This is a genomic window from Streptomyces sp. NPDC005898, assembly GCF_040629635.1.
Classification (GTDB): domain Bacteria; phylum Actinomycetota; class Actinomycetes; order Streptomycetales; family Streptomycetaceae; genus Streptomyces.
This window is the reverse complement of sequence record NZ_JBEXWC010000001.1, coordinates 328,671-353,187: the sequence shown is the minus strand read 5'-3', so window position 1 is coordinate 353,187 and position 24,517 is coordinate 328,671. Positions and strand designations below refer to the sequence as shown.

At 71.8% G+C, this 24,517-nt stretch carries 22 protein-coding genes; 16 read left to right on the top strand and 6 right to left on the bottom strand.

Features of this window, described 5'->3' with window-relative positions; all coding sequences use genetic code 11:
- Nucleotides 1-14: 14 nt before the first annotated feature.
- The 3 genes from ABZ385_RS01340 to ABZ385_RS01330 form a co-directional block, all read right to left on the bottom strand.
- Nucleotides 15-2,432, bottom strand: coding sequence for a Tex family protein (locus tag ABZ385_RS01340; protein WP_358909004.1), 2,418 nt, complete (start codon nt 2,430-2,432; stop codon nt 15-17).
- Nucleotides 2,433-2,567: 135 nt separating this feature from the next.
- Complete coding sequence (locus ABZ385_RS01335; RefSeq protein ID WP_358909003.1) at nt 2,568-3,458, bottom strand: hypothetical protein; 891 nt, start codon at nt 3,456-3,458, stop codon at nt 2,568-2,570.
- 103 nt (nt 3,459-3,561) lie between these two features.
- The gene (locus ABZ385_RS01330; RefSeq protein ID WP_358587100.1) at nt 3,562-4,314 is read right to left on the bottom strand and encodes an enoyl-CoA hydratase/isomerase family protein; all 753 of its coding nucleotides are present in this window, start codon (nt 4,312-4,314) and stop codon (nt 3,562-3,564) included.
- Nucleotides 4,315-4,385: 71 nt separating this feature from the next.
- Between ABZ385_RS01330 and ABZ385_RS01325 the strand changes: the two genes are divergently transcribed.
- Nucleotides 4,386-5,027, top strand: a complete 642-nt coding sequence (locus ABZ385_RS01325; RefSeq protein WP_358587102.1) for a DUF308 domain-containing protein — start codon at nt 4,386-4,388, stop codon at nt 5,025-5,027.
- Nucleotides 5,028-5,156: 129 nt separating this feature from the next.
- Nucleotides 5,157-5,636, top strand: coding sequence for an ATP-binding protein (locus ABZ385_RS01320; RefSeq protein ID WP_358587111.1), 480 nt, complete (start codon nt 5,157-5,159; stop codon nt 5,634-5,636).
- A gap of 44 nt (nt 5,637-5,680) precedes the next feature.
- Here ABZ385_RS01320 and idi read toward each other — a convergent pair whose 3' ends face one another.
- The 3 genes from idi to galE all read right to left on the bottom strand — a co-directional run bounded on the left by idi (nt 5,681) and on the right by galE (nt 8,527).
- Nucleotides 5,681-6,280, bottom strand: coding sequence for an isopentenyl-diphosphate Delta-isomerase (gene idi / locus ABZ385_RS01315; RefSeq protein ID WP_358587104.1), 600 nt, complete (start codon nt 6,278-6,280; stop codon nt 5,681-5,683).
- Nucleotides 6,281-6,425: 145 nt separating this feature from the next.
- The gene (locus ABZ385_RS01310; RefSeq protein WP_358909001.1) at nt 6,426-7,364 is read right to left on the bottom strand and encodes a cation diffusion facilitator family transporter; all 939 of its coding nucleotides are present in this window, start codon (nt 7,362-7,364) and stop codon (nt 6,426-6,428) included.
- A gap of 179 nt (nt 7,365-7,543) precedes the next feature.
- The gene (gene galE, locus ABZ385_RS01305) at nt 7,544-8,527 is read right to left on the bottom strand and encodes a UDP-glucose 4-epimerase GalE (RefSeq protein ID WP_358587108.1); all 984 of its coding nucleotides are present in this window, start codon (nt 8,525-8,527) and stop codon (nt 7,544-7,546) included.
- 290 nt (nt 8,528-8,817) lie between these two features.
- Here galE and ABZ385_RS01300 point away from each other — a divergent pair, with 290 nt between their 5' ends.
- From ABZ385_RS01300 to hpnH, 14 genes are all read left to right on the top strand, one after another.
- The gene (locus ABZ385_RS01300; RefSeq protein ID WP_358909299.1) at nt 8,818-10,617 is read left to right on the top strand and encodes a DUF5941 domain-containing protein; all 1,800 of its coding nucleotides are present in this window, start codon (nt 8,818-8,820) and stop codon (nt 10,615-10,617) included.
- Complete coding sequence (locus ABZ385_RS01295; protein ID WP_358577478.1) at nt 10,614-11,351, top strand: phosphocholine cytidylyltransferase family protein; 738 nt, start codon at nt 10,614-10,616, stop codon at nt 11,349-11,351. The genes ABZ385_RS01300 and ABZ385_RS01295 overlap by 4 nt, the downstream gene beginning before the upstream one ends.
- A complete protein-coding gene (locus ABZ385_RS01290) occupies nt 11,339-12,403 on the top strand; it encodes an iron-containing alcohol dehydrogenase family protein (protein ID WP_358577480.1) in 1,065 nt (354 codons plus the stop codon). Before ABZ385_RS01295 ends, ABZ385_RS01290 begins: the two co-directional genes overlap by 13 nt.
- Nucleotides 12,381-13,160: a CDP-alcohol phosphatidyltransferase family protein gene (locus tag ABZ385_RS01285; RefSeq protein WP_358577482.1), complete on the top strand. Its 780-nt coding sequence runs from the start codon at nt 12,381-12,383 to the stop codon at nt 13,158-13,160. Before ABZ385_RS01290 ends, ABZ385_RS01285 begins: the two co-directional genes overlap by 23 nt.
- A 17-nt stretch (nt 13,161-13,177) precedes the next feature.
- Entirely contained in the window at nt 13,178-14,050 is an 873-nt protein-coding gene (locus tag ABZ385_RS01280) for a glycosyltransferase (protein WP_358577687.1), read from the top strand.
- Between the two features lie 95 nt (nt 14,051-14,145).
- Nucleotides 14,146-15,084 (top strand): ABC transporter permease, encoded by a 939-nt coding sequence (locus ABZ385_RS01275; RefSeq protein ID WP_358577485.1) that lies wholly within the window; start codon nt 14,146-14,148, stop codon nt 15,082-15,084.
- Nucleotides 15,077-15,886, top strand: coding sequence for an ABC transporter ATP-binding protein (locus ABZ385_RS01270; protein ID WP_358577487.1), 810 nt, complete (start codon nt 15,077-15,079; stop codon nt 15,884-15,886). Before ABZ385_RS01275 ends, ABZ385_RS01270 begins: the two co-directional genes overlap by 8 nt.
- A 347-nt stretch (nt 15,887-16,233) precedes the next feature.
- A complete protein-coding gene (hpnC, locus tag ABZ385_RS01265) occupies nt 16,234-17,130 on the top strand; it encodes a squalene synthase HpnC (RefSeq protein WP_358577489.1) in 897 nt (298 codons plus the stop codon).
- On the top strand, nt 17,127-18,077 hold the full coding sequence (hpnD, locus tag ABZ385_RS01260) for a presqualene diphosphate synthase HpnD (RefSeq protein WP_358577492.1): 951 nt from the start codon (nt 17,127-17,129) through the stop codon (nt 18,075-18,077). The genes hpnC and hpnD overlap by 4 nt, the downstream gene beginning before the upstream one ends.
- A gap of 115 nt (nt 18,078-18,192) precedes the next feature.
- Nucleotides 18,193-19,602 carry a hydroxysqualene dehydroxylase HpnE gene (gene hpnE / locus ABZ385_RS01255; protein WP_358577689.1) on the top strand — a complete coding sequence of 470 codons (1,410 nt, stop codon included), beginning with the start codon at nt 18,193-18,195 and terminating at the stop codon, nt 19,600-19,602.
- The gene (locus tag ABZ385_RS01250; RefSeq protein WP_358577494.1) at nt 19,599-20,729 is read left to right on the top strand and encodes a polyprenyl synthetase family protein; all 1,131 of its coding nucleotides are present in this window, start codon (nt 19,599-19,601) and stop codon (nt 20,727-20,729) included. The genes hpnE and ABZ385_RS01250 overlap by 4 nt, the downstream gene beginning before the upstream one ends.
- A 99-nt stretch (nt 20,730-20,828) precedes the next feature.
- Nucleotides 20,829-22,832 carry a squalene--hopene cyclase gene (gene shc, locus ABZ385_RS01245; RefSeq protein ID WP_358908999.1) on the top strand — a complete coding sequence of 668 codons (2,004 nt, stop codon included), beginning with the start codon at nt 20,829-20,831 and terminating at the stop codon, nt 22,830-22,832.
- Nucleotides 22,832-23,485 (top strand): 1-hydroxy-2-methyl-2-butenyl 4-diphosphate reductase, encoded by a 654-nt coding sequence (locus tag ABZ385_RS01240; RefSeq protein ID WP_358908997.1) that lies wholly within the window; start codon nt 22,832-22,834, stop codon nt 23,483-23,485. Before shc ends, ABZ385_RS01240 begins: the two co-directional genes overlap by 1 nt.
- Nucleotides 23,486-23,490: 5 nt before the next feature.
- Nucleotides 23,491-24,513 carry an adenosyl-hopene transferase HpnH gene (gene hpnH, locus ABZ385_RS01235; RefSeq protein ID WP_358577501.1) on the top strand — a complete coding sequence of 341 codons (1,023 nt, stop codon included), beginning with the start codon at nt 23,491-23,493 and terminating at the stop codon, nt 24,511-24,513.
- Nucleotides 24,514-24,517: the final 4 nt, after the last annotated feature.

The following is a 24,517-nucleotide window of genomic DNA, read 5'->3' as shown; positions in this document are numbered from 1 at the left end:
CCGCCGCCCCCTCGTCAGCCCCGCTTCGGATCGACCAGACCGGCCCGCCGCAGCGCCTCGGCCATCGCGTCGTTGGCGGGCGGCGGGCCCTGCCGCTGCGGCTTCTGCCCGCGCCGGCCCTGACCGCCCTGCCCCTGGCCGCCCTGCCCCTGACCTCCCTGACCGCCCCGTCCCTGGCGCCGCTGCTGCGGCGGGCGCCCGCCGCGCTTGGGCCGCTCCGCGCCCGCCTCGCCCGAGGGGGCCGCCTCGTCGTCGAGGCGGAGCGTCAGCGAGATCCGCTTGCGCGGGATGTCGACGTCCATGACCTTCACCCTGACGATGTCGCCGGGCTTGACCACGTCCCGCGGGTCCTTCACGAAGGTCTCGGACATCGCCGAGACGTGCACCAGACCGTCCTGGTGCACCCCCACGTCCACGAAGGCACCGAACGCGGCCACGTTCGTCACGACGCCTTCGAGGATCATCCCCGGGGCCAGGTCGGAGATCTTCTCCACGCCGTCCTTGAAGGTCGCCGTCCTGAAGGCGGGACGCGGGTCGCGCCCGGGCTTCTCCAGCTCCCTCAGGATGTCGGTGACCGTGGGCAGACCGAAGACCTCGTCCACGAAGTCGTCCGGCCGCAGCGACCGCAGCGTCGCCGTGTCGCCGATCAGCGAGGAGACCTGCGCGCCCGCCGACTTCGCCATCTTGCGCACCACCGGATACGCCTCCGGGTGCACGCTGGAGGCGTCCAGCGGGTCGTCGCCGCCACGGATGCGCAGGAAGCCCGCGCACTGCTCGTACGCCTTCGGGCCGAGGCGTGGCACGTCCTTGAGGGCCTTGCGGCTCTTGAAGGGGCCGTTCGCGTCGCGGTGCGCCACGATGTTCTCCGCGAGGCCCGCGCCGATGCCGGAGACCCGGGCGAGCAGCGGGGCGGAGGCGGTGTTCACGTCCACGCCGACGCCGTTCACGCAGTCCTCCACGACGGCGTCCAGCGAACGCGACAGCTTCACCTCCGACAGGTCGTGCTGGTACTGGCCGACGCCGATCGACTTCGGGTCGATCTTCACCAGCTCCGCGAGCGGGTCCTGGAGCCGCCGCGCGATGGAGACCGCGCCGCGGATCGACACGTCGAGGTCCGGCAGCTCCTGCGAGGCGAACGCCGAGGCGGAGTACACCGAGGCGCCGGCCTCGGAGACCATCACCTTGGTGAGGTTCAACTCCGGGTGCTTCTCGATGAGTTCGGCGGCCAGCTTGTCGGTCTCGCGCGAGGCCGTGCCGTTGCCGACGGCGATCAGGTCGACCGCGTGCTTCCTGGCGAGCCCGGCGAGCGTCGCCAGCGACTGGTCCCACTTGTTCGCCGGGACGTGCGGGTGGATCGTGTCGGTCGCGACGACCTTGCCGGTGGCGTCCACGACGGCGACCTTCACACCCGTACGGAACCCGGGGTCGAGGCCCAGCGTCGCGCGCGTGCCCGCGGGCGCCGCGAGCAGCAGGTCGCGCAGGTTGGCCGCGAAGACCCGCACCGCCTCGTCCTCGGCGGCCGTACGCAGTCGCAGCCGCAGGTCGATGCCGAGGTGGACGAGGATGCGGGTCCGCCAGGACCAGCGCACGGTGTCCTGGAGCCACTTGTCGCCGGGGCGGCCCCGGTCGGCGACGCCGAAGCGCCGGGCGATCATCCCCTCGTACGAGGAAGGGCCCGCCACGGGCTCCTCGGGCTCCAGGACGAGATCGAGGACCTCCTCCTTCTCGCCGCGCAGCATGGCGAGCACACGGTGCGAGGGCAGCTCCTTGAAGGGCTCCGCGAAGTCGAAGTAGTCGGCGAACTTGGCGCCCGCCTCCTCCTTGCCCTCCCGGACCTTGGCGACGAGCCGGCCGCGCCCCCACATGCGCTCCCGCAGCTCACCGATGAGGTCGGCGTCCTCCGCGAACCGCTCGGCGAGGATCGCGCGCGCTCCGTCGAGGGCGGCCTGCGGGTCGGCCACGCCCTTGCCGGCGTCCACGAACGCGGCGGCGGCCGCCTTCGGCTCCACGGCCGGGTCCGCGAGCAGCCCGTCGGCCAGCGGCTCCAGGCCCGCCTCCCGGGCGATCTGCGCCTTGGTGCGCCGCTTCGGCTTGAACGGCAGGTAGATGTCCTCCAGGCGCGCCTTGGTGTCGGCCTCGCGGATGCGTGCCTCCAGGTCGGCGGTGAGCTTGCCCTGCTCACGGACCGAGTCGAGGATCGCCGCGCGCCGGTCCTCCAGTTCGCGCAGATAGCGCAGCCGCTCCTCGAGCGCGCGCAGCTGCGCGTCGTCGAGCATCTCGGTCGCTTCCTTGCGGTAGCGCGCGATGAAGGGCACCGTCGAACCGCCGTCGAGCAGGTCGACGGCGGCCTTCACCTGCCGCTCCCGTACGCCGAGCTCCTCGGCGATCCTGCCTTCGATGGACGAGGGAGTGGACGTCTTCAAAGCTGCCACGTTCCGGTACCGCCTTCTCGCTGGGGTTGCCGGGCAATTGTGGCAGGTGGCACCGACGACGGGGGTCGGACCCGGCGGGCCCGACCCTTGAGACCGGCAAACCCCTGCCGGTCCCAGCGCGGTCCCAGCCCGGTCTCAGCCCTTGCCGACCAGATCCGCCGGGAACGCGCCGGCCTCCAGCGCCGTGCCGATGAACGCGGTGCCCAGCTCCGTCAGCCGCTCGACGCCCGCCACGCCCAGGTGCTCATAGGGCGCCCGGTCCAGGCGGTCCGTCTCGGCCTCGACCTCCCGGCGCAGCGCCACGCCCGCCTCGGTCAACTCCCCCTCGCCGTCCAGCAGTCCGCGCCCGCGCAGCCGCTCCACGGCCGCGTCCCACTCCTGCCGGTTCCAGCCGCGGGTGGCCAGGACCCACTTGGGGGCGGTGCCCTTGCCGGTGGCGGTGTGGGTCACCATCGCCTCCAGGCCGTCGAGACCGGCGCCGAGCAGCACGGTCAGGTGCCCGTCGCCGCGGTGCTCGCGCAGCAGCGTCGCCGCGTGCCAGTACGCGAGGTGCGGCTCCTCGGGCACCGGCAGGTCGGCGTGCGCGGAGTACAGGGGCCGCGCGGCGCGGGAGCAGGCCTCGGTGGCGCGCAGCGCCAGACGGGCGGCTTCCGCCATCTCCGGCGAGGCGACCGCGTCGTCGCCGAGCAGCCTGCGCAGGGTCGCGTCGACACCGCGCAGCCGGGCCGCGAGGACGTCCGCGGGGGAGGCGGTGTCCCAGATCCTCGGCACGTGCGCCGCGACCAGCTCGTACTTGTAGTTGTAGAAGGTGGCGGCGACCGTGCCCGCGCCGACGGCCCCGAGCGCCGCCGCGCGCACCGCGAAGTTCACGGCGGCGGAGTGGGTGATCCCGAGCCCCGCCAGCTCCCGCGTGACGTCCGGCGAGAAGTAGTGCGACGAGTGCGTGGCGTTCAGCACGGTGTGGCAGCGGCGCCCGGCGCGCGGGTGGAGCGCGAGGGCCGGGGACGAGGGCGTCGTAGAGGTCATGGCAACAGGTTACCTACTGGTTGGTATGTGAGGGGGAAACCTTCCGTCCCCACGACCTCCCACCACCTGTGACCAGGCCCGGCACCCCTAGGGGGCTCCTGGCTCACCCGGCCGGGGCGCTCCACGTGAAGCGGGGCTGCCTGCGCTCCAGGAAGGCGGCGACGCCCTCGGCCGTGTCGCCGCCGAGGCGCGCCTGCTCCGTCCAGTGGGCATCCCGGTCCATGCGTCCCGCGGCGAACTCCTTGGCCGCCGCCTGCGTCAGCTGGGAGCGCGTGGCGAGGACGCGGGCGAACTCGGCGACCCGCGCGTCCAGGCCGCCGGCGGGCAGCACCTCGTCGACGAGACCGGTCCGCAGGGCCCGCTCCGCGCCGATCAACTCGCCCGAGAAGAGCAGGTACTTGGCGGTGGCCGGCCCCACCAGCGAGACCAGGCGCCGGGTGGACGAGGAGGGGTAGACGATGCCGAGCTTCGCGGGCGTGACCCCGAACGAGGCGCCCTCGTCCGCGAACCGCAGATCGCACGCCCCCGCCAGCTGGCACCCACCGCCCACACAGAAGCCCCGCACCGCGGCGAGCGTCGGCTTGGGGAAGGCCGCGAGCGCCTCCTCGGCCCGCACCGCCAGCTCCTGCGCCCCCTCGGCCGACCCGCGCAGCGAGGAGATGTCGGCGCCCGCGCAGAAGGTGGCGCCCTCACCGGTCAGCACGAGCACCCGCACGCCCGGGTCGGCGCTGAGCCCCGACAGGAGCTGCGGCACCTGGCGCCACATGTCCGCGGTCATGGCGTTGCGCTTGGCCGGGTGAGCGATGACGACGGTGGCGACGCCGTCGGTGACGGTGTGCCTCAGCTGCGGCTCCATGCGCCGGATGCTATCCGCACCCCTCGAACGTAAGATCAAGAAGGGGGTCGCCGAGCGAGAGGGAGACCCTGATGTTCCGACGTAGGGGCACCACATCCGCGCGGCCCGGCAGCGCCGGGGCCCAGGGCGCCCGGGTCAGCCGCGGCTTCGGCTGGCTCGCGCTGCTGGGGGTGATCCTGGCCGTCGCCGGGATCGTCGGCCTCGTCTACACCGGCGTCGCCACCCTGACCTCCATGCTCCTGTTCGGCTGGCTCCTGCTGGTCGGCGGCATCGTCGGCCTGCTGCACGCCGTCCAGTCGCGGGGCAGCAGCTTCTTCTGGCTGGGCGTCGTGGTCGCCGCGCTGAACCTCGCCGCCGGTGTCGTGATCATCCGCAGGCCCGACGTGGCGGCGGAGGCGCTGACCATGTTCGCGGCGCTCCTCTTCCTGACCGGCGGGGTGTTCCGCCTGGTCGGCAGCCTCGTGGTGCGCGGCCCCCAGTTCGCCCTGACCCTGCTGCAAGGGGCCTTCGGTCTGCTCATCGGCATCCTGGTGCTCGCCGAGTGGCCGAGCAGCAGTCAGTACGTCATCGGTTGCTTCTTCTCCCTGGCACTGCTCTTCGACGGTCTGGGACTGATCGCCACCGGCATCGGCGGCCGCCGCATCGTGAGTCTCGTACAACCTGAAGAAACCGGGAAGCGCGAACAAGGAGGACAGAATCAGTCGTACAACTGACGCTGTCATACGCCTTCGATCAAATCCCGTCATTAATCGCTGACTTCTGGTCAGTAGCGCGGTCCAGAGCTGTACGTTCCCAACACTCGACATGTGGTGACAATCGAGCGCGAGGGCGGCGACCGGACGATGGAGAACGACGGGAGGGGCCCCGGCCCACTCCCCGGCGGGGACGGGCAGGTGCCGTACGAAGGGGTGTGGCGCTTCACCGCCCCCGCCGTCGACGCGTCCGTCCCCCAGGCGCGGCACGCGGTGCGCGACCTGCTGGCCCGGCAGGGCGTACCGGCCTCGGACGACCTCATCCAGGGCCTGCTGCTCATCGTCTCGGAGCTGGTCACGAACGCGGTGCGGCACGCGGCCCTGCTCTCGCCGATGCTCGCGGTCGAGGTCGCGGTCGGCGCCGAATGGGTGCGGGTCTCCGTCGAGGACGACCATCCCTACCGGCCGACGGCGCTGGTGGCCGACCACGGGCAGACGGGCGGCCGGGGGCTGCTCATCGTCCGCGAGATCACCGAGGAGGCGGGCGGCGCCTGCGACGTGGAGCACACCGCGAGCGGGGGCAAGGTCATCTGGGCGGCGCTGCCCCTGAAGCCCGGCCACGGCCGCTGACGAGGCCCGTCCCGCCCGGCGGCGGACGCGGACGGGCCGGGCGGCTACCAGCCGGTGGCGGCCCCGGTCAGCTCCTTGATCGCGGGCCGTGCCGCGTCGAGCACCGTCATGAACCACGCGGAGAACGGCGCCTCCTCGTGCCGGGCCGTCAGCTCCTCGGCCGTCACGAACGCGGTCCGGCCGACCTCGGAGGGGTCCGGGCGCAGCGGTGACTGCACCATCCCCACGAAGAGGTGGTTGTACTCCTGCTCCACCAGGCCCGACGCCGGGTCCGGGTGGTTGTAGCGCACGGTGCCCGCCTCGGCGAGCAGCGACGGCGAGACACCCAGCTCCTCGTACGTGCGCCGGGCGGCCGCGGCGAACGGCGCCTCGCCCGGGTAGGGGTGGCCGCAGCAGGTGTTCGACCAGACGCCGGGGGAGTGGTACTTGCCGGACGCGCGCTGCTGGATCAGCAGCCGGCCCTGTTCGTCGAAGAGGAAAACGGAGAACGCCCGGTGCAGCTGCCCGGGCGCCTGGTGCGCGGAGAGTTTCTCCGCTGTGCCGATCGTCCTGCCGTCCTCGTCGACGAGTTCGAGCAAGATCTCTTCTCCGGTGCCGTTCCCGTTCGACGAGGTGTTCGCCGCGGTGGCAGGTGTGATCGGCATACTCATCCTTCGCTTCGGTTCGAGCCTCAAGTCTGCCGTACCCGTTGGACACTCCAGGCACTCCAGGACCCGCATGTCCCGGCGCGCGGATGCACGCCGGGACATGCGGGCGGACGCGCTCGTCGGCACGAGCCGCCCGCCCCGGTCAGTGGCAGAGCTTCAGCTCGTGCTCCGCGTGGCCGCTCGGCTCCAGCTGGAACGTGCAGTGCTCCACGTCGAAGTGGTCGCCCAGGCAGCCCTGCAACTCGTGCAGCATCTTCTCGTGGCCGATCGAGTCCAGGGTGTCGGAGCCGACGACGACATGTGCGCTGAGCACGGGCATGCCCGAGGTGATCGTCCAGGCGTGCAGGTCGTGGACGTCCTCGACGCCGGGCAGGTCGAGGATGTGGGCCCGCACCTCGGCCATGTCGACGCCCGGGGGCGCCGACTCCAGCAGGACGTTCAAGGTCTCCTTCAAGAGCTTCACCGTACGCGGGACGATCATGACGCCGATGACGAGCGAGGCGATCGGGTCCGCCGCCTGCCAACCGGTGAGCATGATCACGGTCGCCGAGACGATGACCGTGACCGAGCCGAGGGTGTCCGCCACCACCTCCAGGAAGGCGCCGCGCACATTGAGGCTGTCCTTCTGGCCGCGCATCAGCAGCGCCAGCGAGACCATGTTCGCGACCAGGCCGAAGGCGCCGAAGAAGACGGTCAGGGAGCCCTGCGTCTGGGCCGGGGTGATGAACCGCTCGACCGCCTCGTACAGCACGTAGCCGCCCACGCCGAGCAGCAGCAGGCAGTTGGCGAGCGCGGCGAGTATCTCGGCGCGGGCGTAACCGAAGGTGCGGTTCTGCGTGGGCGCTCTGTTCGCGAAGTAAATGGCGAGCAGAGCCATGCCGAGGCCCAGGGCGTCGGTCGCCATATGCGTCGCGTCCGCGATGAGCGCGAGCGAATCCGCCATGAGGCCACCGACGATCTGGGCGCACATCACCGTGACGGTGATGGCGAGCGCCGCCCGCAGCCGCCCCTTGTAGGCATGGGCCGCCGTACCCGTCGTCGGTGCGCCGTGCGTATGTCCGTGATCGTGCCCAGCCCCCATGGAGCCCGCCTCCCGCATCGGTCCTCGGTCTGCTGTCCGGTCGTCGCGCGACCACAGTCAACTACGGGTGGGGGGTATCTGGCAACGCGGCACTGAACACCGTTGTCATCTGCCCTGACCTGCGAAAATGGCAACGATTGCCGTCAAGGGAAGGGGTGCAGGTCAGGGCTCCGCGACGATCAGGCGCGGCGCGCTCCGGGGTGGTGCAGACACCATCCCGCCCACGCCGACTCGACCATCTCCCGCACCCCGAGCCGGGCCGTCCAGCCCAGCTCCCGCGCGGCCAGCCGCGCGTCGGCCACGGCCCGCGGCGCGTCACCGGCACGCGCCGGCTCGACGAGCGCCGGCCGCCGGTCGCCGCTCACCTCACCGATCAGGTCGATCAGTTCCCGTACGGAAACACCCTCGCCGCGGCCGATGTTCACCGTCAGATCGCCCTTGGCCCCCTCAGTAAGCCGCCGGGCCGCCGCCAGGTGGGCCTCGGCGAGATCGGAGACGTGGACGTAGTCGCGTACGCAGGTGCCGTCGGGAGTGGGGTGGGTGTCACCGAAGACGCGGGGCGCCTCGTCGCGGGTGAGACGGTCGAAGACCATCGGGATCACGTTGAAGACACCGGTGTCCGCCAGCTCGGGGGCGGCGGCGCCCGCCACGTTGAAGTAGCGCAGGCACACCGTCGCGATGCCGTGCGCCCGCCCGGCCGCGCGCACCAGCCACTCCCCGGCGAGCTTCGTCTCGCCGTAGGGGCTGACCGGGGCGCAGGGGGTGTCCTCGCCGATCAGCTCCACGTCCGGCGGGTTGCCGTACACCGCCGCCGACGAGGAGAACACGAACCGCCGCACCCCCGCCTCGGCCACCGCGTCGAGCAGCGTCACCAGGCCGCCCACGTTCTCCCGGTAGTAGCGCAGCGGCTGCTCCACCGACTCCCCGACCTGCTTGCGGGCCGCGAGGTGGACCACCCCCGTCACGGCGTGCTCGGCGAGGACGCGGCGCAGCAGATCGCCGTCCAGCGAGGAGCCCTTGATGAGGGGCAGACCCGCGGGGAGCCGCTGCGGCACCCCCGAGGAGATGTCGTCCAGTACGACGACGTCCTCGCCGGCGCCGGTCATGACCCGCGCCACGTGTGCCCCGATATATCCGGCTCCGCCGGTGATCAGCCATGTCATGGGCGCCCACCCTAAGGGGCCGGGCCACCCGTCCCTAAGCGAGCCCTATGCGGGCAAGCCGGGCACCGGACGGGCGCGGTTTGGAGGGGCGGGCCCCCATCCACCATGATGATCGTGCGGGCCCAGGCCCTGGCAGGCCGCCCTTATCGGGGCGTGAACGGGTGGTGAACGCCCGCTTCCCATCATCCGATAGCCTCTGCCGACGTGCCGCCCGGCCGCCCAGGCCAGGGGCGCCCCCCTTACGCACGTGCCCGGCGCCAGCCGTGCCGGGAATCAAGGAGTGAGTTCGTCTGTCGACCGCCATCGTCACCGGTCAGCCGGTCCCCGGGTCGCCGCTCGAAGGCGATCTGCGGTCCCTCTGCTTCGACGTGCGGGTCGCCTCCGACGCTGCGGACGCCGAGATGCTGCTCGCCGCCGTCCCGGGTGACCAGCGGGTCGCCGTCGTCGACGCCCGCTTCGTCGGACACGTCCACGCGCTGCGCCTCGGTCTCACCGACCCCCGCTTCACCGCCGCGGCGGTGCCCGGCGCCGTCACCGCCGGGCCACAGGCCCGAAGGGCCCTGACGCACGCGCTGCGCACGAGCGCCACCACCGGCGGCGTCCCGGCCTCGGAGGTGCTCCCGGACTCCCTCGCCGCCGCCATGGCGGCCGAGGCGACGGACGTGCACCGGCCCGAACTCGGCACCCTCGTCGCCACCGTGCCCACCGACCCCCAGACCCGCAACGAGGCCCGGCAGGCCGTCGCCGCCGTCGACGACGAGGCCGTGCGCCTGCGCACCGCGGTCAAGTCGCGGGACGGCTTCTTCACGACGTACGCCATCAGCCCGTACTCCCGCTACCTCGCCCGCTGGTGCGCACGCCGCGGCCTGACCCCGAACCAGGTCACCACCGCCTCGCTGCTCACCGCCCTGATCGCGGCGGGCTGCGCGGCGACCGGGACGCGCGGCGGCTTCGTCGCCGCCGGCCTGCTGCTGATCCTCTCCTTCGTCCTGGACTGCACCGACGGGCAGCTCGCCCGCTACTCCCTGCGGTACTCGACGCTCGGCGCCTGGCTCGACGCCACGTTCGACCGCGCCAAGGAGTACGCCTACTACGCGGGCCTCGCGCTCGGCGCCGCCCGCGGCGGTGACGACGTATGGGCGCTCGCGCTCGGCGCGATGGTGCTCCAGACCTGCCGGCACGTCGTGGACTTCTCCTTCAACGAGGCGAACCACGACGCGACGGCCAACACCAGCCCCACCGCGGCCCTCTCCGACAAGCTCGACAGCGTCGGGTGGACGGTCTGGGTGCGCCGGATGATCGTGCTGCCCATCGGTGAGCGCTGGGCGATGATCGCCGTGCTCACCGCGCTCACCACCCCGCGCATCACCCTCGTCGTGCTGCTCATCGGCTGCGCGCTCGCCGCCTGCTACACCACCGCCGGCCGCGTCCTGCGCTCGCTGACCCGCAAGGCCACCCGTACCGACCGTGCCGCGACGGCGCTCGCCGACCTCGCCGACAACGGGCCCCAGGCCTCGGCGTTCGCCGCGCTCGAGCTCCCCGCCTGGCTGCGGCCCGCCCCCGCGCTCGCCTTCCTCGGGGGAGCGGCGCTCGTGGGCCCGGCCGCCTTCACGACGTACGGCAGCCCGTGGGTGGTCGTCGGCGCGGTGATCTACATCGCCCTGTCCGGTCTGGCGCTCGCGCGGCCCCTCAAGGCCGCCCTCGACTGGCTCGTCCCGCCGTTCTTCCGCGCCGCCGAATACGGCACGATCCTTGTCCTGGCGGCCAAGGCGGACGTGAATGGGGCGCTTCCGGCGGCTTTCGGACTGGTGGCCGCGGTCGCCTACCATCACTACGACACGGTGTACCGCATCAAGGGCGGCACCGGCGCGCCGCCGGCCTGGCTGGTGCGCGCGATCGGCGGCCAGGAGGGCAGGACCCTCGTGGTCGCGCTGGCGGCGGCTGTGCTGCCCGCCGCAGATTTCCCCGTCGCGCTCACGGCACTCGCCGTGGCCGTGGCACTCGTGGTGCTCGTCGAGAGCATCCGCTTCTGGGTCGCCGCAGAGAAACAGGGCGCACCCGCCGTACACGATGAAGGAGAACCCGCATGATCGGCCTCGTGCTGGCGGCCGGCGCCGGACGGCGTCTTCGCCCTTACACGGACACCCTGCCCAAGGCCCTGGTGCCCGTCGACGGCGACACCACCATCCTCGACCTGACGCTCGGCAACTTCGCCGAGATCGGCCTGACCGAGGTCGCGATCATCGTCGGCTACAAGAAGGAGGCCGTCTACGAGCGCAAGGCGGCCCTGGAGGCGAAGTACGGCCTCAAGCTCACCCTGATCGACAACGACAAGGCCGAGGAGTGGAACAACGCCTACTCCCTGTGGTGCGGCCGTGACGCCATCAAGCACGACGTGATCCTCGCCAACGGCGACACCGTGCACCCCGTCTCCGTCGAGAAGACGCTGCTCGCCGCCCGCGGCAACGGCCAGAAGATCATCCTCGCCCTCGACACGGTGAAGCAGCTCGCCGACGAGGAGATGAAGGTCATCGTCGACGACGCCAAGGGCGTCCAGCGCATCACCAAGCTGATGGACCCCTCCGAGGCCACCGGCGAGTACATCGGCGTCACCCTCATCGAGGGCTCCGCCGCCGACGAGCTGGCCGACGCCCTGAAGACCACCTTCGAGCGCGACCCCGACCTCTACTACGAGGACGGCTACCAGGAGCTGGTCAACCGCGGCTTCAAGGTGGACGTGGCCCCGATCGGTGACGTCAAGTGGGTCGAGATCGACAACCACGACGACCTCACCAAGGGCCGGGAGATCGCGTGCCAGTACTGACGAGGCTCATCCCCTCGCCGGTCGTCGTCGACATCCGGCCGGGGGCGCTCAACGACCTGGCCGGTGTCCTCGCCGACCAGCGGATCTGCTCGTCGACCGGCAAGCTCGCCATCGCCATCAGCGGTGGCTCCGGTGCGGTCCTGCGCGACCGCCTCATGCCGTCGCTGCCCGGCGCGGAGTGGTTCGAGGTGGGCGGCGGCACCCTCGATGACGCCATCAAGCTCGCCGACGCCATGAAGAAGGGCCGCTACGACGCGGTCGTGGGCCTCGGCGGCGGCAAGATCATCGACTGCGCCAAGTTCGCCGCGGCGCGCGTCGGTCTGCCGCTGGTCGCCGTCGCGACGAACCTGTCGCACGACGGCCTGTGCTCGCCCGTCGCGACCCTCGACAACGACGCGGGCCGCGGCTCGTACGGCGTGCCGAACCCCATCGCGGTCGTCATCGACCTCGATGTGATCCGGGAGGCGCCCGTCCGCTTCGTCCGCTCCGGCATCGGCGACGCCCTGTCCAACATCTCCGCGATCGCGGACTGGGAGCTGGCCGCCCGGGAGCGCGGCGAGGACATAGACGGCCTGGCGGCCGCCATGGCCCGCCAAGCGGGCGAGGCCGTCCTGCGCCACCCCGGCGGGGTCGGCGACGACGCCTTCCTCCAGGTCCTCGCCGAAGGCCTGGTCCTCACCGGCATCGCGATGTCCGTCTCGGGCGACTCCCGCCCGGCGTCCGGCGCCTGCCACGAGATCAACCACGCCTTCGACCTCCTCTACCCCAAGCGCGCCGCCAGCCACGGCGAGCAGTGCGGCCTCGGCGCGGCCTTCGCGATGCACCTGCGCGGTGCCCGCGAGGAGTCGGCGTACATGGCCTCGGTGCTGCGCCGCCACGGCCTGCCTGTGCTGCCGGAGGAGATCGGCTTCACCGTGGCGGAGTTCGTGAAGGTCGTGGAGTTCGCTCCGCAGACCCGCCCGGGCCGCTACACCATCCTGGAACACCTCGACCTGTCCACCGACCAGATCAGGGACGCATACGCCGACTATGCAAAAACCATCGGTAGCTGAGCTCCGCCCGGTCGTTCACCCCCCGGGGGTGAAGGACCGGCGCAGCGGCGAACACTGGGCCGGCCGGCTCTACATGCGCGAGGTGTCCCTGCGCATCGACCGGCACCTGGTGAACACGCGGGTCACGCCCAACCAGCTGACCTACGTGATGACCGTCGCCGGCGCCCTCGCCGCCCCGGCCCTGCTGGTGCCGGGGATCACGGGCGCCGTGCTCGGCGTGCTCGCGGTCCAGCTCTACCTGCTGCTCGACTGCGTCGACGGCGAGATCGCCCGCTGGAAGAAGCAGTACTCGATGGCCGGCGTCTACCTCGACCGGGTCGCCGCCTACCTGTGCGACGCCGCGGTCCTGGTCGGCTTCGGGCTGCGCGCCGCCGACCTGTGGGGTTCGGGGCGCATCGACTGGCTGTGGGCCTTCCTCGGCACCCTGGCCGCCCTCGGCGCGATCCTGATCAAGGCCGAGACCGACCTCGTCGGCGTCGCCCGCCACCAGACGGGCAAGGAGCCGGTCAAGGAGTCGGCGTCCGAGCCGCGCTCCTCCGGCATGGCGCTGGCCCGCAGGGCGGCCGCCGCGCTGAAGTTCCACCGGCTGATCCTCGGCGTCGAGGCGTCCTTGCTGATCCTGGCCCTCGCGATCGTGGACCAGGTCCGGGGCGACCTGTTCTTCTCGCGCGTCGGCGTCGCGGTCCTCGCGGGCATCGCGATGCTCCAGACCCTGCTCCACCTCGTGTCCATCCTCGTATCGAGCAGGTTGAAGTGAACACCCCGGCACAAGAGCTGAAGGTCGGCGCCGTCATCATCACGATGGGCAACCGGCCGCAGGAGCTGCGCGCCCTCCTCGACTCGGTCGCCAAGCAGGACGGCGACCCGGTCGAGGTGGTCGTGGTCGGCAACGGCGCCCCGGTGCCGGACGTGCCCGACGGCGTCCGCACGGTCGAACTGCCCGAGAACCTCGGCATCCCCGGCGGCCGCAACGTCGGCATCGAGGCCTTCGGGCCCGGCGGCACCGACGTCGACGTCCTGCTCTTCCTGGACGACGACGGCCTGCTCGCCCACACGGACACGGCGCGGCTGTGCCGCGAGGCCTTCGCCGCCGACCCGCGGCTCGGCATCATCAGCTTCCGCATCGCCGACCCGGACACCGGTGAGACCCAGCGGCGCCACGTGCCGCGGCTGCGGGCCTCCGACCCGATGCGCTCCTCGCGCGTGACGACCTTCCTCGGCGGCGCCAACGCCGTCCGCACGAAGGTCATCGCCGAGGTCGGCCCGCTCCCCGGCGAGTTCTTCTACGCCCACGAGGAGACCGACCTCGCCTGGCGCGCCCTGGACGCCGGCTGGATGATCGACTACCGGTCCGACATGGTGCTCCTGCACCCCACGACCGCGCCCTCCCGGCACGCGGTCTACCACCGGATGGTCGCCCGCAACCGCGTCTGGCTGGCCCGCCGCAACCTCCCCGCGCCGCTGGTCCCCGTCTACCTCGGCGTCTGGATGCTGCTCACCCTCGCCCGGCGGCCCTCGGGACCCGCGCTGAAGGCCTGGTTCGGCGGGTTCAAGGAGGGCTGGAGCACACCGTGCGGACCGCGCTCTCCCATGAAGTGGCGTACGGTGTGGCGGCTGACGCGACTGGGCCGACCTCCTGTCATCTGACAAGCTCGGATCTGAGAGCATCTGGGCCATACCCCGGTCCCTGGCCCAGGCCTACGCCCGACCGGCTGCGCATCTGAAGACGAAAGTTTCCACTCGTGAGTGAGACAACGCATGACGGCGGAGTCGCGGTGACAGCGTCCCCGTCGACACCGCCGCCCGATGACGGGCTCTCCCGGGCCGAGCTCGCCGCCCAGTACGGTCTGACCGTCAGCGGCGCCCGGCCCGGACTTTTCGAGTACGTCCGCCAGCTCTGGGGACGGCGTCACTTCATCCTCGCCTTCTCCCAGGCAAAGCTCACCGCCCAGTACAGCCAGGCCAAGCTGGGTCAGCTGTGGCAGGTGGCGACGCCGCTCCTCAACGCGCTCGTCTACTTCCTGATCTTCGGCCTGATCCTGGGCGCCGACCGGGGCATGCCCCGCGAGGTCTACGTCCCGTTCCTGGTCACCGGCGTCTTCGTCTTCACCTTCACGCAGTCCTCGGTGATGGCGGGCGTCCGGGCGATCGCGGGCAACCTCGGCCTGGTGCGCGCGCTGCACTTCCCGCGTGCCTCGCTGCCGATCTCCTTCTCGCTCCAGCAGCTCCAGCAACTGCTGTTCTCGATGATCGTGCTGTTCATCATCATGATCGGCTTCGGCAGCTACCCGAAGCTGTCCTGGCTCTTGATCGTGCCGGTCCTGGTGCTGCAGTTCCTCTTCAACACCGGCCTCGCGATGATCATGGCGAGGCTGGGCAGCAAGACCCCCGACCTCGCCCAGCTGATGCCCTTCGTGATGCGTACGTGGATGTACGCGTCCGGCGTGATGTTCTCCATCCCCGTCATGCTGGAGAAACATCCGGCCTGGATCGCGGACGTGCTCCAGTGGAATCCGGCCGCCATCTACATGGACCTCATGCGGTTCGCGCTCATCGACGGCTACGGGTCGGAGAACCTGCCGCCGCACGTCTGGGCCGTCGCGCTGGGCTGGGCCGTCCTGCTCGCCGCCGGCGGGTTCGTGTACTTCTGGAAGGCTGAGGAGCGGTACGGCCGTGGCTGATGACAAGAGCGCCGAGGTCAGCCTCGGCAAGAACGCAGGCAAGGGGCACATCCCCACCGTCATCGCCGACGAGCTGCACATCGTCTACCGCGTCAACGGCGCGCGGACGGGCAAGGGCAGTGCCACCTCCGCGCTGAGCCGCATCCTCCGGCGAGGCGAGGAGCGCGGCGTACGCAAGGTGCACGCGGTGCGCGGCGTCAGCTTCACCGCCTACCGCGGCGAGGCCATCGGCCTGATCGGTTCGAACGGCTCGGGCAAGTCGACCCTGCTGCGCGCCATCGCGGGCCTGCTGCCCGCCGAGCAGGGCAAGGTCTACACCGACGGCCAGCCCTCGCTGCTCGGCGTCAACGCGGCCCTGATGAACGACCTGACGGGCGAGCGCAACGTCATCCTCGGCGGCCTCGCGATGGGCATGTCCCGCGAGCAGATCAAGGAGCGCTACCAGGACATCGTCGACTTCTCCGGGATCAACGAGAAGGGCGACTTCATCACCCTGCCGATGCGCACCTACTCCTCCGGCATGGCGGCCCGCCTGCGGTTCTCCATCGCGGCGGCCAAGGACCACGACGTCCTGATGATCGACGAGGCCCTGGCGACCGGCGACCGCAAGTTCCAAAAGCGCTCCGAGGCCCGCATCCGGGAGCTGCGCAAGGAGGCCGGTACGGTCTTCCTCGTCAGCCACAACAACAAGTCCATCCGTGACACCTGCGACCGCGTGCTGTGGCTGGAGCGCGGCGAGCTGCGCATGGACGGACCGACCGACGAGGTCATCAAGGAGTACGAGAAGTTCACGGGCAAGTAACCCGTTCGCGCCACCGTGGACCACCCGTCCGGCGGCAGGGCCCCGCAGGGATCTTCCCCGCGGGGCCCTGCCGTGTCCCCGGGCCCCGCGAGCCCCTCGCGGCACGTCAACTCGCCGCCGTACACGGAAGGTTGACACCAATCGGTGTGTTGTTGTGATGTGCCGAACACCCCGACGGTACGTGTGGGGTTGTACAACGTAAGCTGTACCGGTGCTGATTCGCCGCAAGTGGGGCGATATCGCGCGGTTCCCCGGCCGGGGGCGTGGTCCATCTCGGGCGGGGCTGGGCGGCGTGTCCGAAATGGGATGTATTGGGTCGGCAGTGTAGAACGGGAGATGTGACGGCAATGGCTACGGACGATCTCCGGCTCCGCGATGCATCCGCCGTCCTGGACAAGGCCGCGGCCGAGAACTTCCCCGTGGCCCCCTTCTTCCTGCCCCGGGCCTGGCGCGAGGACCTCATGGCCGTCTACGGCGTCGTGCGGCTCATCGACGACATCGGCGACAGCGACCTGGCGCCCGAGGCGGCGCACGCCCGCCACCTGGGCCTCGACCCGGCGGACGCCGACCCGCTGCGCCTGCTCGACGCGGTCGAGGCAGACCTGCACACGCTCTTCGGCGGCGGCGAGGCCGGCCACCCGCTGGTGGGGGCGCTGCGGCCCGCCGCCGACCGCGGCGCCGTGACCGTCGACCCCTTCCTCGGCCTGATCGCGGCCAACCGCCAGGACCAGCACGTCACGCGCTACGAGACGTACGACGACCTCGTGGCGTACTGCGCACTGTCCGCGAACCCCGTCGGCCGCCTCGTCCTCGCCATCACCGGCACCGCCACCCCCGAGCGGCTGCGCCTGTCGGACGCCGTCTGCACCGGTCTGCAGATCGTCGAACACCTCCAGGACGTCGCCGAGGACCTGCGGCGCGACCGCATCTACCTGCCCATCGAGGACATGTTGCGCTTCCACGTCAGCGAGGCCGACCTGGCCGCACCCACAGCAGGCGCATCGGCGCGCGCACTGGTCGCATACGAAGCGGAACGCGCCCGTCACCTCCTGAATGAAGGCACCCCCCTGGTGGGTAGCGTCCACGGCAGGCTGAAGCTGCTGCTGGCCGGGTTCGTGGCCGGGGGGAGGGCGGCGGTCCGCGCGATCGCCGACGCCGGGTACGACGTGCTTCCCGGCCCGCCCAAGCCCACCGGGCCCCGCCTGCTGCGCGAGGCCGGGGCGGTTCTGCGAGGGAAGGGGTGAGCCGGGCCGTGGAGTCAGATCCGCAGCTGTCCGCGCCGGTACTCGCCGCGTACGGCTACTGCGAGACCGTCACCGGACAGCAGGCGCGCAACTTCGCCTACGGCATCAGGCTGCTGCCGACCCCCAAGCGGCGCGCCATGTCCGCCCTCTACGCCCTCTCGCGGCGCGTGGACGACATCGGCGACGGCGCGCTGGCCCCAGGCGTCAAGGCGGACCGGCTGGACGAGACCCGGCAGCTCGTCGAGCGCGTCCGCGCGGGTCGCGTGCGGGAGGACGACACCGACCCGGTGGCCGTCGCCCTCGCCCACGCCGCGGCGCACTTCCCCATCCCGCTGGAGGGCCTGGACGAACTCATCGACGGCGTCCAGATGGACGTACGCGGTGAGACGTACGAGACCTGGGAGGACCTGAAGGCCTACTGCCGCTGTGTCGCCGGGGCGATCGGCCGGCTCTCCCTCGGCGTGTTCGGCACCGAACAGGGGGCGCTCGATGCCGAGCGCGCGCCGGAGTATGCCGACACGCTCGGTCTCGCACTCCAACTGACCAACATCCTCAGGGACGTTCGCGAGGACGCGGAGGACGGACGGACCTACCTGCCCGCCGAGGACCTCGCGAAGTTCGGCTGCGCCGCGGGCTTCTCGGGCGCCGTGCCGCCCCCCGGGTCCGACTTCGCCGGCCTCGTCCACTTCGAGGTGCGCCGCGCCCGCGCCCTGTTCGCCGAGGGCTACCGGCTGCTCCCCATGCTGGACCGGCGCAGCGGCGCCTGCGTCGCCGCCATGGCCGGCATCTACCGCCGCCTGCTGGACCGCATCGAGCGCGAGCCCGAGGCCGTCCTGCGCGGCCGCGTCTCGCTGCCGGGCCACGAGAAGGCGTACGTCGCCGTGCGCGGCCTGTCCGGCCTCGACGCGCGCAACGTCTCCCGCCGGGCCGTCAGGAGGCGCGTGTGAAGCGCGTGCGCGGCGGCCCCGGGGCGGCCCGAACCGATCGGTGGGCAACCCCGCGCTCCAAGGTCGCGTCCCAGACTGCGACAGCCGAAACGGAGAGCGTGTGAACAGCGAGGACATGCGGCCCGACGGGCCGAGTGCGGACAGCGCGGGCCGCCCTGGTGGGGCGGCCGCCGTAGTGATCGGCGGCGGCCTCGCCGGCATCACCGCCGCGCTCTCGCTGGCCGACGCCGGGCTGCGCGTGACCCTGCTCGAAGGACGCCCACGCCTCGGCGGCCTCGCGTTCTCCTTCCGGCGCGGCGAGCTGACCGTCGACAACGGCCAGCACGTCTATCTGCGCTGCTGCACGGCCTACCGGTGGTTCCTCGACCGCGTCGGGGGCGCGCACCTGGCCCCCGTGCAGGAACGTCTCGACGTGCCCGTGCTCGACGCCGACCGCAACCGCCTCGGGCGGCTGCGCCGCGCCGAGCTGCCCGTGCCGCTCCATCTGGCGGCCAGCCTCGCCACGTATCCGCACCTCTCGCTCGCCGAGCGGGCCAAGGTGGGGCGCGCGGCGCTCGCCCTCAAGGGGCTCGACCCGGCCGACCCCGTCCTCGACGGCCAGGACTTCGGCAGCTGGCTGGCCGCCCACGGCCAGTCGCCGCGCGCCATCGAGGCCCTGTGGGACCTCGTGGGCGTCGCCACGCTCAACGCCGTCGCGGGCGACGCCTCGCTCGGCCTCGCCGCGATGGTGTTCAAGACCGGGCTGCTCTCCGACCCGGGCGCCGCCGACATCGGCTGGTCCCGGGTGCCCCTCGGCGACCTGCACGACAAGCTCGCCCGCAAGGCGCTCGACGCCGCCGGGGTGCGCACCGAACTGAGGACCCGCGTCACCGCCGTCACCCGTACGGGCGATGGCGGTTGGCGCGTGGAGCTGCCCGGCGAGGCCGTCGAGGCGGACACCGTCGTGCTCGCCGTGCCCCAGCACGAGGCGCACGACCTGCTGCCCGACGGCGCCCTCGACCAGCCCGACCGGCTCCTCGACATCGACGACGCGCCGATCCTCAACGTCCACGTCGTGTACGACAGGAAGGTGCTGAAACAGCCCTTCTTCGCCGCGCTCGGCACACCCGTCCAGTGGGTCTTCGACCGGACCGAGGCGTCCGGTCTCACCGACGGGCAGTACCTCGCGCTGTCGCAGTCCGCCGCCCAGGACGAGATCGACGCGCCCGTCGCCGCGCTGCGCGAACGCTATCTGCCCGAGCTGGAGCGGCTGCTGCCCGCCGCGCACGGCGCCGAGGTGCGGGACTTCTTCGTCACCCGCGAGCGCACGGCGACCTTCGCCCCCACCCCCGGCGTCGGCCGGCTCAGGCCCGGGGCCCGCACCAAGGCCCGCGGCCTCTACCTCGCGGGCGCGTGGACGGCCACCGGCTGGCCCGCGACCATGGAGAGCGCCGTGCGCAGCGGCATCGGCGCGGCGAGCGCCGCCCTCTCCACCCTCGACCGCCCTCGTGATCACCTCTTCGCATATGAGGAGGCGACGGCGTGAAGCTCGACCTTCTGGGGTCAGGTCCCCAGAGAAACAGCACCGGAACAAGAGGAGAAACTGTGCCGACTGTGCCCTCGGCCGAAACGGCTGCCGACACGGTGGACGTGACCTCACTGCTCGAGCGCGGAAGGGCGCTGGCCACCCCGGTGCTGCGGGCCGCCGTGGACCGCCTCGCGCCGCCCATGGACACCGTCGCCGCCTACCACTTCGGGTGGATCGACGCCGCGGGCAACCCGTCCGACGGCGACGGCGGCAAGGCCGTGCGCCCCGCGCTCGCCCTGCTCTCGGCCGAGGCCGCGGGCGCCGCCCCCGAGGTCGGCGTCCCCGGCGCGGTCGCCGTCGAACTCGTGCACAACTTCTCGCTGCTGCACGACGACCTGATGGACGGCGACGAGCAGCGCCGCCACCGCGACACCGTGTGGAAGGTGCACGGCCCCGCGCAGGCCATCCTCGTCGGCGACGCCCTCTTCGCGCTCGCCAACGAGATCCTGCTGGAGATCGGCACCGTCGAGGCGGGCCGCGCCACGCGCCGCCTCACCACCGCCACCCGCGCCCTCATCGACGGCCAGGCGCAGGACATCTCCTACGAGCACCGCGAGCGGGTCACCGTCGAGGAGTGCCTGGAGATGGAGGGCAACAAGACCGGCGCCCTGCTCGCCTGCGCCGCCTCCATCGGCGCCGTCCTCGGCGGTGCCGACGACCACACCGCCGACGTCCTGGAGAAGTACGGCTACCACCTCGGCCTCGCCTTCCAGGCCGTCGACGACCTGCTCGGCATCTGGGGCGACCCGGAGGCCACCGGGAAGCAGACGTGGAGCGATCTGCGCCAGCGCAAGAAGTCCCTGCCCGTCGTCGCCGCGCTCGCCGCGGGCGGCCCCGCCTCCGAGCGCCTCGGCGAACTGCTCGCCGCCGACGCCAAGAGCAGTGACTTCGAGAGCTTCTCCGAGGAGGAGTTCGCCGCGCGCGCCGCCCTGATCGAAGAGGCCGGCGGGCGCGCCTGGACCGCCGAGGAGGCCCGGCGCCAGCACACCATCGCCATCGAGGCACTGGACACCGTCCAGATGCCCGACCGGGTACGGGCGCAGTTCGTCGCGCTCGCCGACTTCGTCGTCGTACGAAAGAGATGATCACCATCGCCCGTATATGACTCGCAGTCGCCGGCCGGCGCTTCGCGTCGGCCGACGGCGGACCCACAGCAGAGGAAACGACTGCACGAAGGGGAAGCCATGACAGCGACGACCGACGGAAGCACCGGAGCGGTGACGCCCCGCGTGGCCTCGGCCGGCCCACCCGTCCACGCGAGTGACGCGACAGCGGGAGCACGGGAGGCCGCCGCGCGCGCCATACAGCGCTCGGTCGACTTCCTGCTCTCCCGGCAGGACGCCGCGGGCTGGTGGAAGGGCGACCTGGAAACCAATGTGACCATGGACGCCGAGGACCTGCTCCTGCGGCAGTTCCTCGGCATCAGGGACGAGCGCACCACACGCGCCGCGGCGCTCTTCATCCGCGGCGAACAGCGCGGCGACGGCACCTGGGCCACGTTCTTCGGCGGCCCCGGCGAACTGTCCGCCACCATCGAGGCCTACGTCGCGCTGCGGCTGGCCGGTGACCGGCCCGACGATCCGCACATGGCGCGGGCCTCCGCGTGGATCCGCGAGCGCGGCGGCATCGCGGCGAGCCGCGTCTTCACCCGCATCTGGCTCGCGCTGTTCGGCTGGTGGAAGTGGGACGACCTGCCCGAACTCCCGCCGGAACTCATCTACTTCCCCAAGTGGCTCCCGCTCAACATCTACGACTTCGGCTGCTGGGCCCGGCAGACCATAGTGCCTCTCACCGTCGTCTCCGCGAAGCGGCCCGTGCGCCCCGCCCCCTTCGCGCTCGACGAGCTGCACACCGACGCGAGCGACCCGAACCCCGCCAAGGCCCTCGCCCCGGTGGGGAGTTGGGACGGCGTCTTCCAACGCCTGGACAAGGCGCTGCACGTCTACCACAAGGTCGCGCCACGCCGGCTGCGCAGGGCCGCGATGAACAGCGCGGCCCGCTGGATCATCGAGCGCCAGGAGAACGACGGCTGCTGGGGCGGGATCCAGCCGCCCGCCGTCTACTCGGTCATCGCCCTGCACCTGCTCGGCTACGACCTAGACCACCCGGTCCTGAAGGCCGGGCTCGCCTCGCTCGACCGGTTCGCGGTGTGGCGCGAGGACGGCGCGCGGATGATCGAGGCCTGCCAGTCGCCCGTGTGGGACACCTGCCTCGCCACCATCGCGCTCGCCGACGCCGGACTGCCCGCCGACCACCCCCAGTTGATCAAGGCGGCCGACTGGATGCTGGGCGAGCAGGTGGTGCGGCCCGGCGACTGGTCGGTGCGCAGACCCGAACTCACCCCCGGCGGCTGGGCGTTCGAGTTCCACAACGACAACTACCCCGACATCGACGACACCGCCGAGGTCGCTCTGGCGCTGCGCCGGGTCGCGCACCCCGACAAGGAGCGCGTGGAGAACGCCATCGAGCGCGGGGTGCGCTGGACCCTCGGCATGCAGTCGAGGAACGGTGCCTGGGCCGCCTTCGACGTCGACAACACCAGCCCCTTCCCCAACCGGCTGCCGTTCTGCGACTTCGGCGAGGTCATCGACCCGCCGTCCGCCGACGTCACCGGGCACGTCGTGGAGATGCTCGCCGTCGAGGGCATGTCCCACGACCCGCGCACCCGGCGCGCCATCGACTGGCTCCTGGCCGAACAGGAGCCCGACGGGGCCTGGTTCGGCCGCTGGGGCGTCAACTACGTGTACGGCACGGGGTCGGTGGTGCCCGCGCTGATCACGGCCGGCCTGCCCGCCTCGCACGGCGCGATCCGCCGGGCCGTGCGCTGGCTGGAGTCGGTGCAGAACGACGACGGCGGCTGGGGCGAGGACCTGCGCTCCTACCGCGACCGGGGCTTCGCCGGACACGGCACGTCGAGCGCCTCGCAGACCGCCTGGGCGCTGCTCGCCCTGCTCTCGGCGGGCGAGCGCGAGACCCCGTCCGTGCGGCGGGGCGTCGACTGGCTCGTCGGCACGCAGGCCGAGGACGGGTCGTGGGACGAGCCGTACTTCACCGGCACCGGCTTCCCCTGGGACTTCTCCATCAACTACCACCTCTACCGCCAGGTGTTCCCCCTCACCGCGCTGGGCAGGTACGTCAACGGCGAGCCGTTCGCGGGCGGCCCCGGCCGCCCCGCCAAGGCCGGCTGATGACCGAGGCCCCGGCCGCCCGGCCGGGCCCCGCCCCGCTGCTGATCGCCTGCGCGCTCGGCATCGAGCGCCTCGCCCTGCGCACGGGCGACCGCGACGGCGCCCCGGCGGCCATGACCGTCCTGCGCACCGGCATGGGTCCGGTCAACGCCGAGCGCGCCGTCGGCCGGGCGCTCGGCACCGTGCCCCTGCGCGGCGCGTCCGTCGTGGCCACCGGCTTCTGCGCGGGACTGGCCCCCGGGATGCACCCCGGTGACCTCGTCGTCGCCGAGGAGACCAGGGACGAGGGCGGCAGCACCCCGTGCACGGACACCGGAGTGCTGGTGGAGGAGCTGGTGCGGACGCTGCCCGGCCGCACCGTCCACACCGGCCCGCTCACCGGCTCCGACCACGTCGTGCGGGGCGCCGAGCGCGGCGCCCTGCTGGCCACCGGCGCGATCGCCGTGGACATGGAGTCCGCCGCGACGCTGCGCCGCGCCGTGCGCGCCGGCCGGCGGCCCGTTGCCGCCGTCCGGGTGGTCGTGGACGCCCCGCAGTACGAACTGGTCCGCATCGGCACGGTGCGCGGTGGAATATCAGCGTTCCGCGTTCTTCGTGCCGTGCTTCCCGCTTTCTTCGAATGGCACCGTTCTTCTTTGCTCCCCCGGAGGTGAGCCAGATGGCCATGCCGCTGCGCCAGTCCATCAAGGTCGCTACGTATCTCTTTGAACAAAAGCTCCGCAAGCGTGAGAAGTTCCCGTTGATCGTCGAGTTGGAACCGCTCTACGCCTGCAATCTCGCCTGTGAGGGCTGCGGAAAGATCCAGCACCCGGCCGGCGTGCTCAAACAGCGCATGCCGGTGGCGCAGGCCGTGGGCGCCGTGCTCGAATCCGGGGCGCCGATGGTCTCCATCGCCGGCGGCGAGCCACTGATGCATCCTCAGATCGATGAGATCGTCCGGCAGTTGGTGGCGAGGAAGAAGTACGTCTTCCTGTGCACCAACGCCATGCTGCTGCGCAAGAAGTTGGACAAGTTCCAGCCCTCGCCGTACTTCGCGTTCGCCGTGCACATCGACGGCATGCGGGAGCGGCACGACGAGTCCGTCGCGAAGGAGGGCGTGTTCGACGAGGCGGTGGCGGCCATCAAGGAGGCCAAGAAGCGCGGCTTCCGGGTCACCACCAATTCGACGTTCTTCAACACGGACACCCCGCAGACCATCATCGAGGTCCTGAACTTCCTCAACGACGACCTCAAGGTCGACGAAATGATGCTGTCGCCCGCCTACGCCTATGAGAAGGCGCCTGACCAAGAGCACTTCCTCGGCGTCGAGCAGACCCGCGAGCTGTTCAAGAAGGCCTTCGCCGGCGGCAACCGGCGGCGCTGGCGGCTGAACCACTCCCCGCTCTTCCTGGACTTCCTGGAGGGCAAGGCGGACTTCCCCTGCACCGCCTGGGCGATCCCCAACTACTCGCTCTTCGGCTGGCAGCGCCCCTGCTACCTGATGAGTGACGGCTACGTCCCCACGTACCGCCAGCTCATCGAGGAGACCGACTGGAGCAAGTACGGCCGGGGCAAGGACCCGCGCTGCGCCAACTGCATGGCCCACTGCGGCTACGAACCCACCGCCGTCCTGGCCACCATGGGCTCCCTCAAGGAGTCCCTGCGCGCCGCCCGCGAGACAGTCGCCGGAAGCCGCGGCTGACGGA

Excerpts from the sequence above, each read along its gene's own strand:
- ABZ385_RS01335 (WP_358909003.1), bottom strand. The coding sequence starts at position 3,458 with ATGACCTCTACGACGCCCTCGTCCCCGGCCCTCGCGCTCCACCCGCGC.
- ABZ385_RS01330 (WP_358587100.1), bottom strand. The coding sequence starts at position 4,314 with ATGGAGCCGCAGCTGAGGCACACCGTCACCGACGGCGTCGCCACCGTC.
- ABZ385_RS01325 (WP_358587102.1), top strand. The coding sequence starts at position 4,386 with ATGTTCCGACGTAGGGGCACCACATCCGCGCGGCCCGGCAGCGCCGGG.
- ABZ385_RS01320 (WP_358587111.1), top strand. The coding sequence starts at position 5,157 with ATGGAGAACGACGGGAGGGGCCCCGGCCCACTCCCCGGCGGGGACGGG.
- idi (WP_358587104.1), bottom strand. The coding sequence starts at position 6,280 with ATGCCGATCACACCTGCCACCGCGGCGAACACCTCGTCGAACGGGAAC.
- ABZ385_RS01310 (WP_358909001.1), bottom strand. The coding sequence starts at position 7,364 with ATGGGGGCTGGGCACGATCACGGACATACGCACGGCGCACCGACGACG.
- galE (WP_358587108.1), bottom strand. The coding sequence starts at position 8,527 with ATGACATGGCTGATCACCGGCGGAGCCGGATATATCGGGGCACACGTG.
- ABZ385_RS01295 (WP_358577478.1), top strand. The coding sequence starts at position 10,614 with ATGATCGGCCTCGTGCTGGCGGCCGGCGCCGGACGGCGTCTTCGCCCT.
- ABZ385_RS01285 (WP_358577482.1), top strand. The coding sequence starts at position 12,381 with ATGCAAAAACCATCGGTAGCTGAGCTCCGCCCGGTCGTTCACCCCCCG.
- hpnC (WP_358577489.1), top strand. The coding sequence starts at position 16,234 with ATGGCTACGGACGATCTCCGGCTCCGCGATGCATCCGCCGTCCTGGAC.
- hpnE (WP_358577689.1), top strand. The coding sequence starts at position 18,193 with ATGCGGCCCGACGGGCCGAGTGCGGACAGCGCGGGCCGCCCTGGTGGG.
- shc (WP_358908999.1), top strand. The coding sequence starts at position 20,829 with ATGACAGCGACGACCGACGGAAGCACCGGAGCGGTGACGCCCCGCGTG.
- ABZ385_RS01240 (WP_358908997.1), top strand. The coding sequence starts at position 22,832 with ATGACCGAGGCCCCGGCCGCCCGGCCGGGCCCCGCCCCGCTGCTGATC.
- hpnH (WP_358577501.1), top strand. The coding sequence starts at position 23,491 with ATGGCCATGCCGCTGCGCCAGTCCATCAAGGTCGCTACGTATCTCTTT.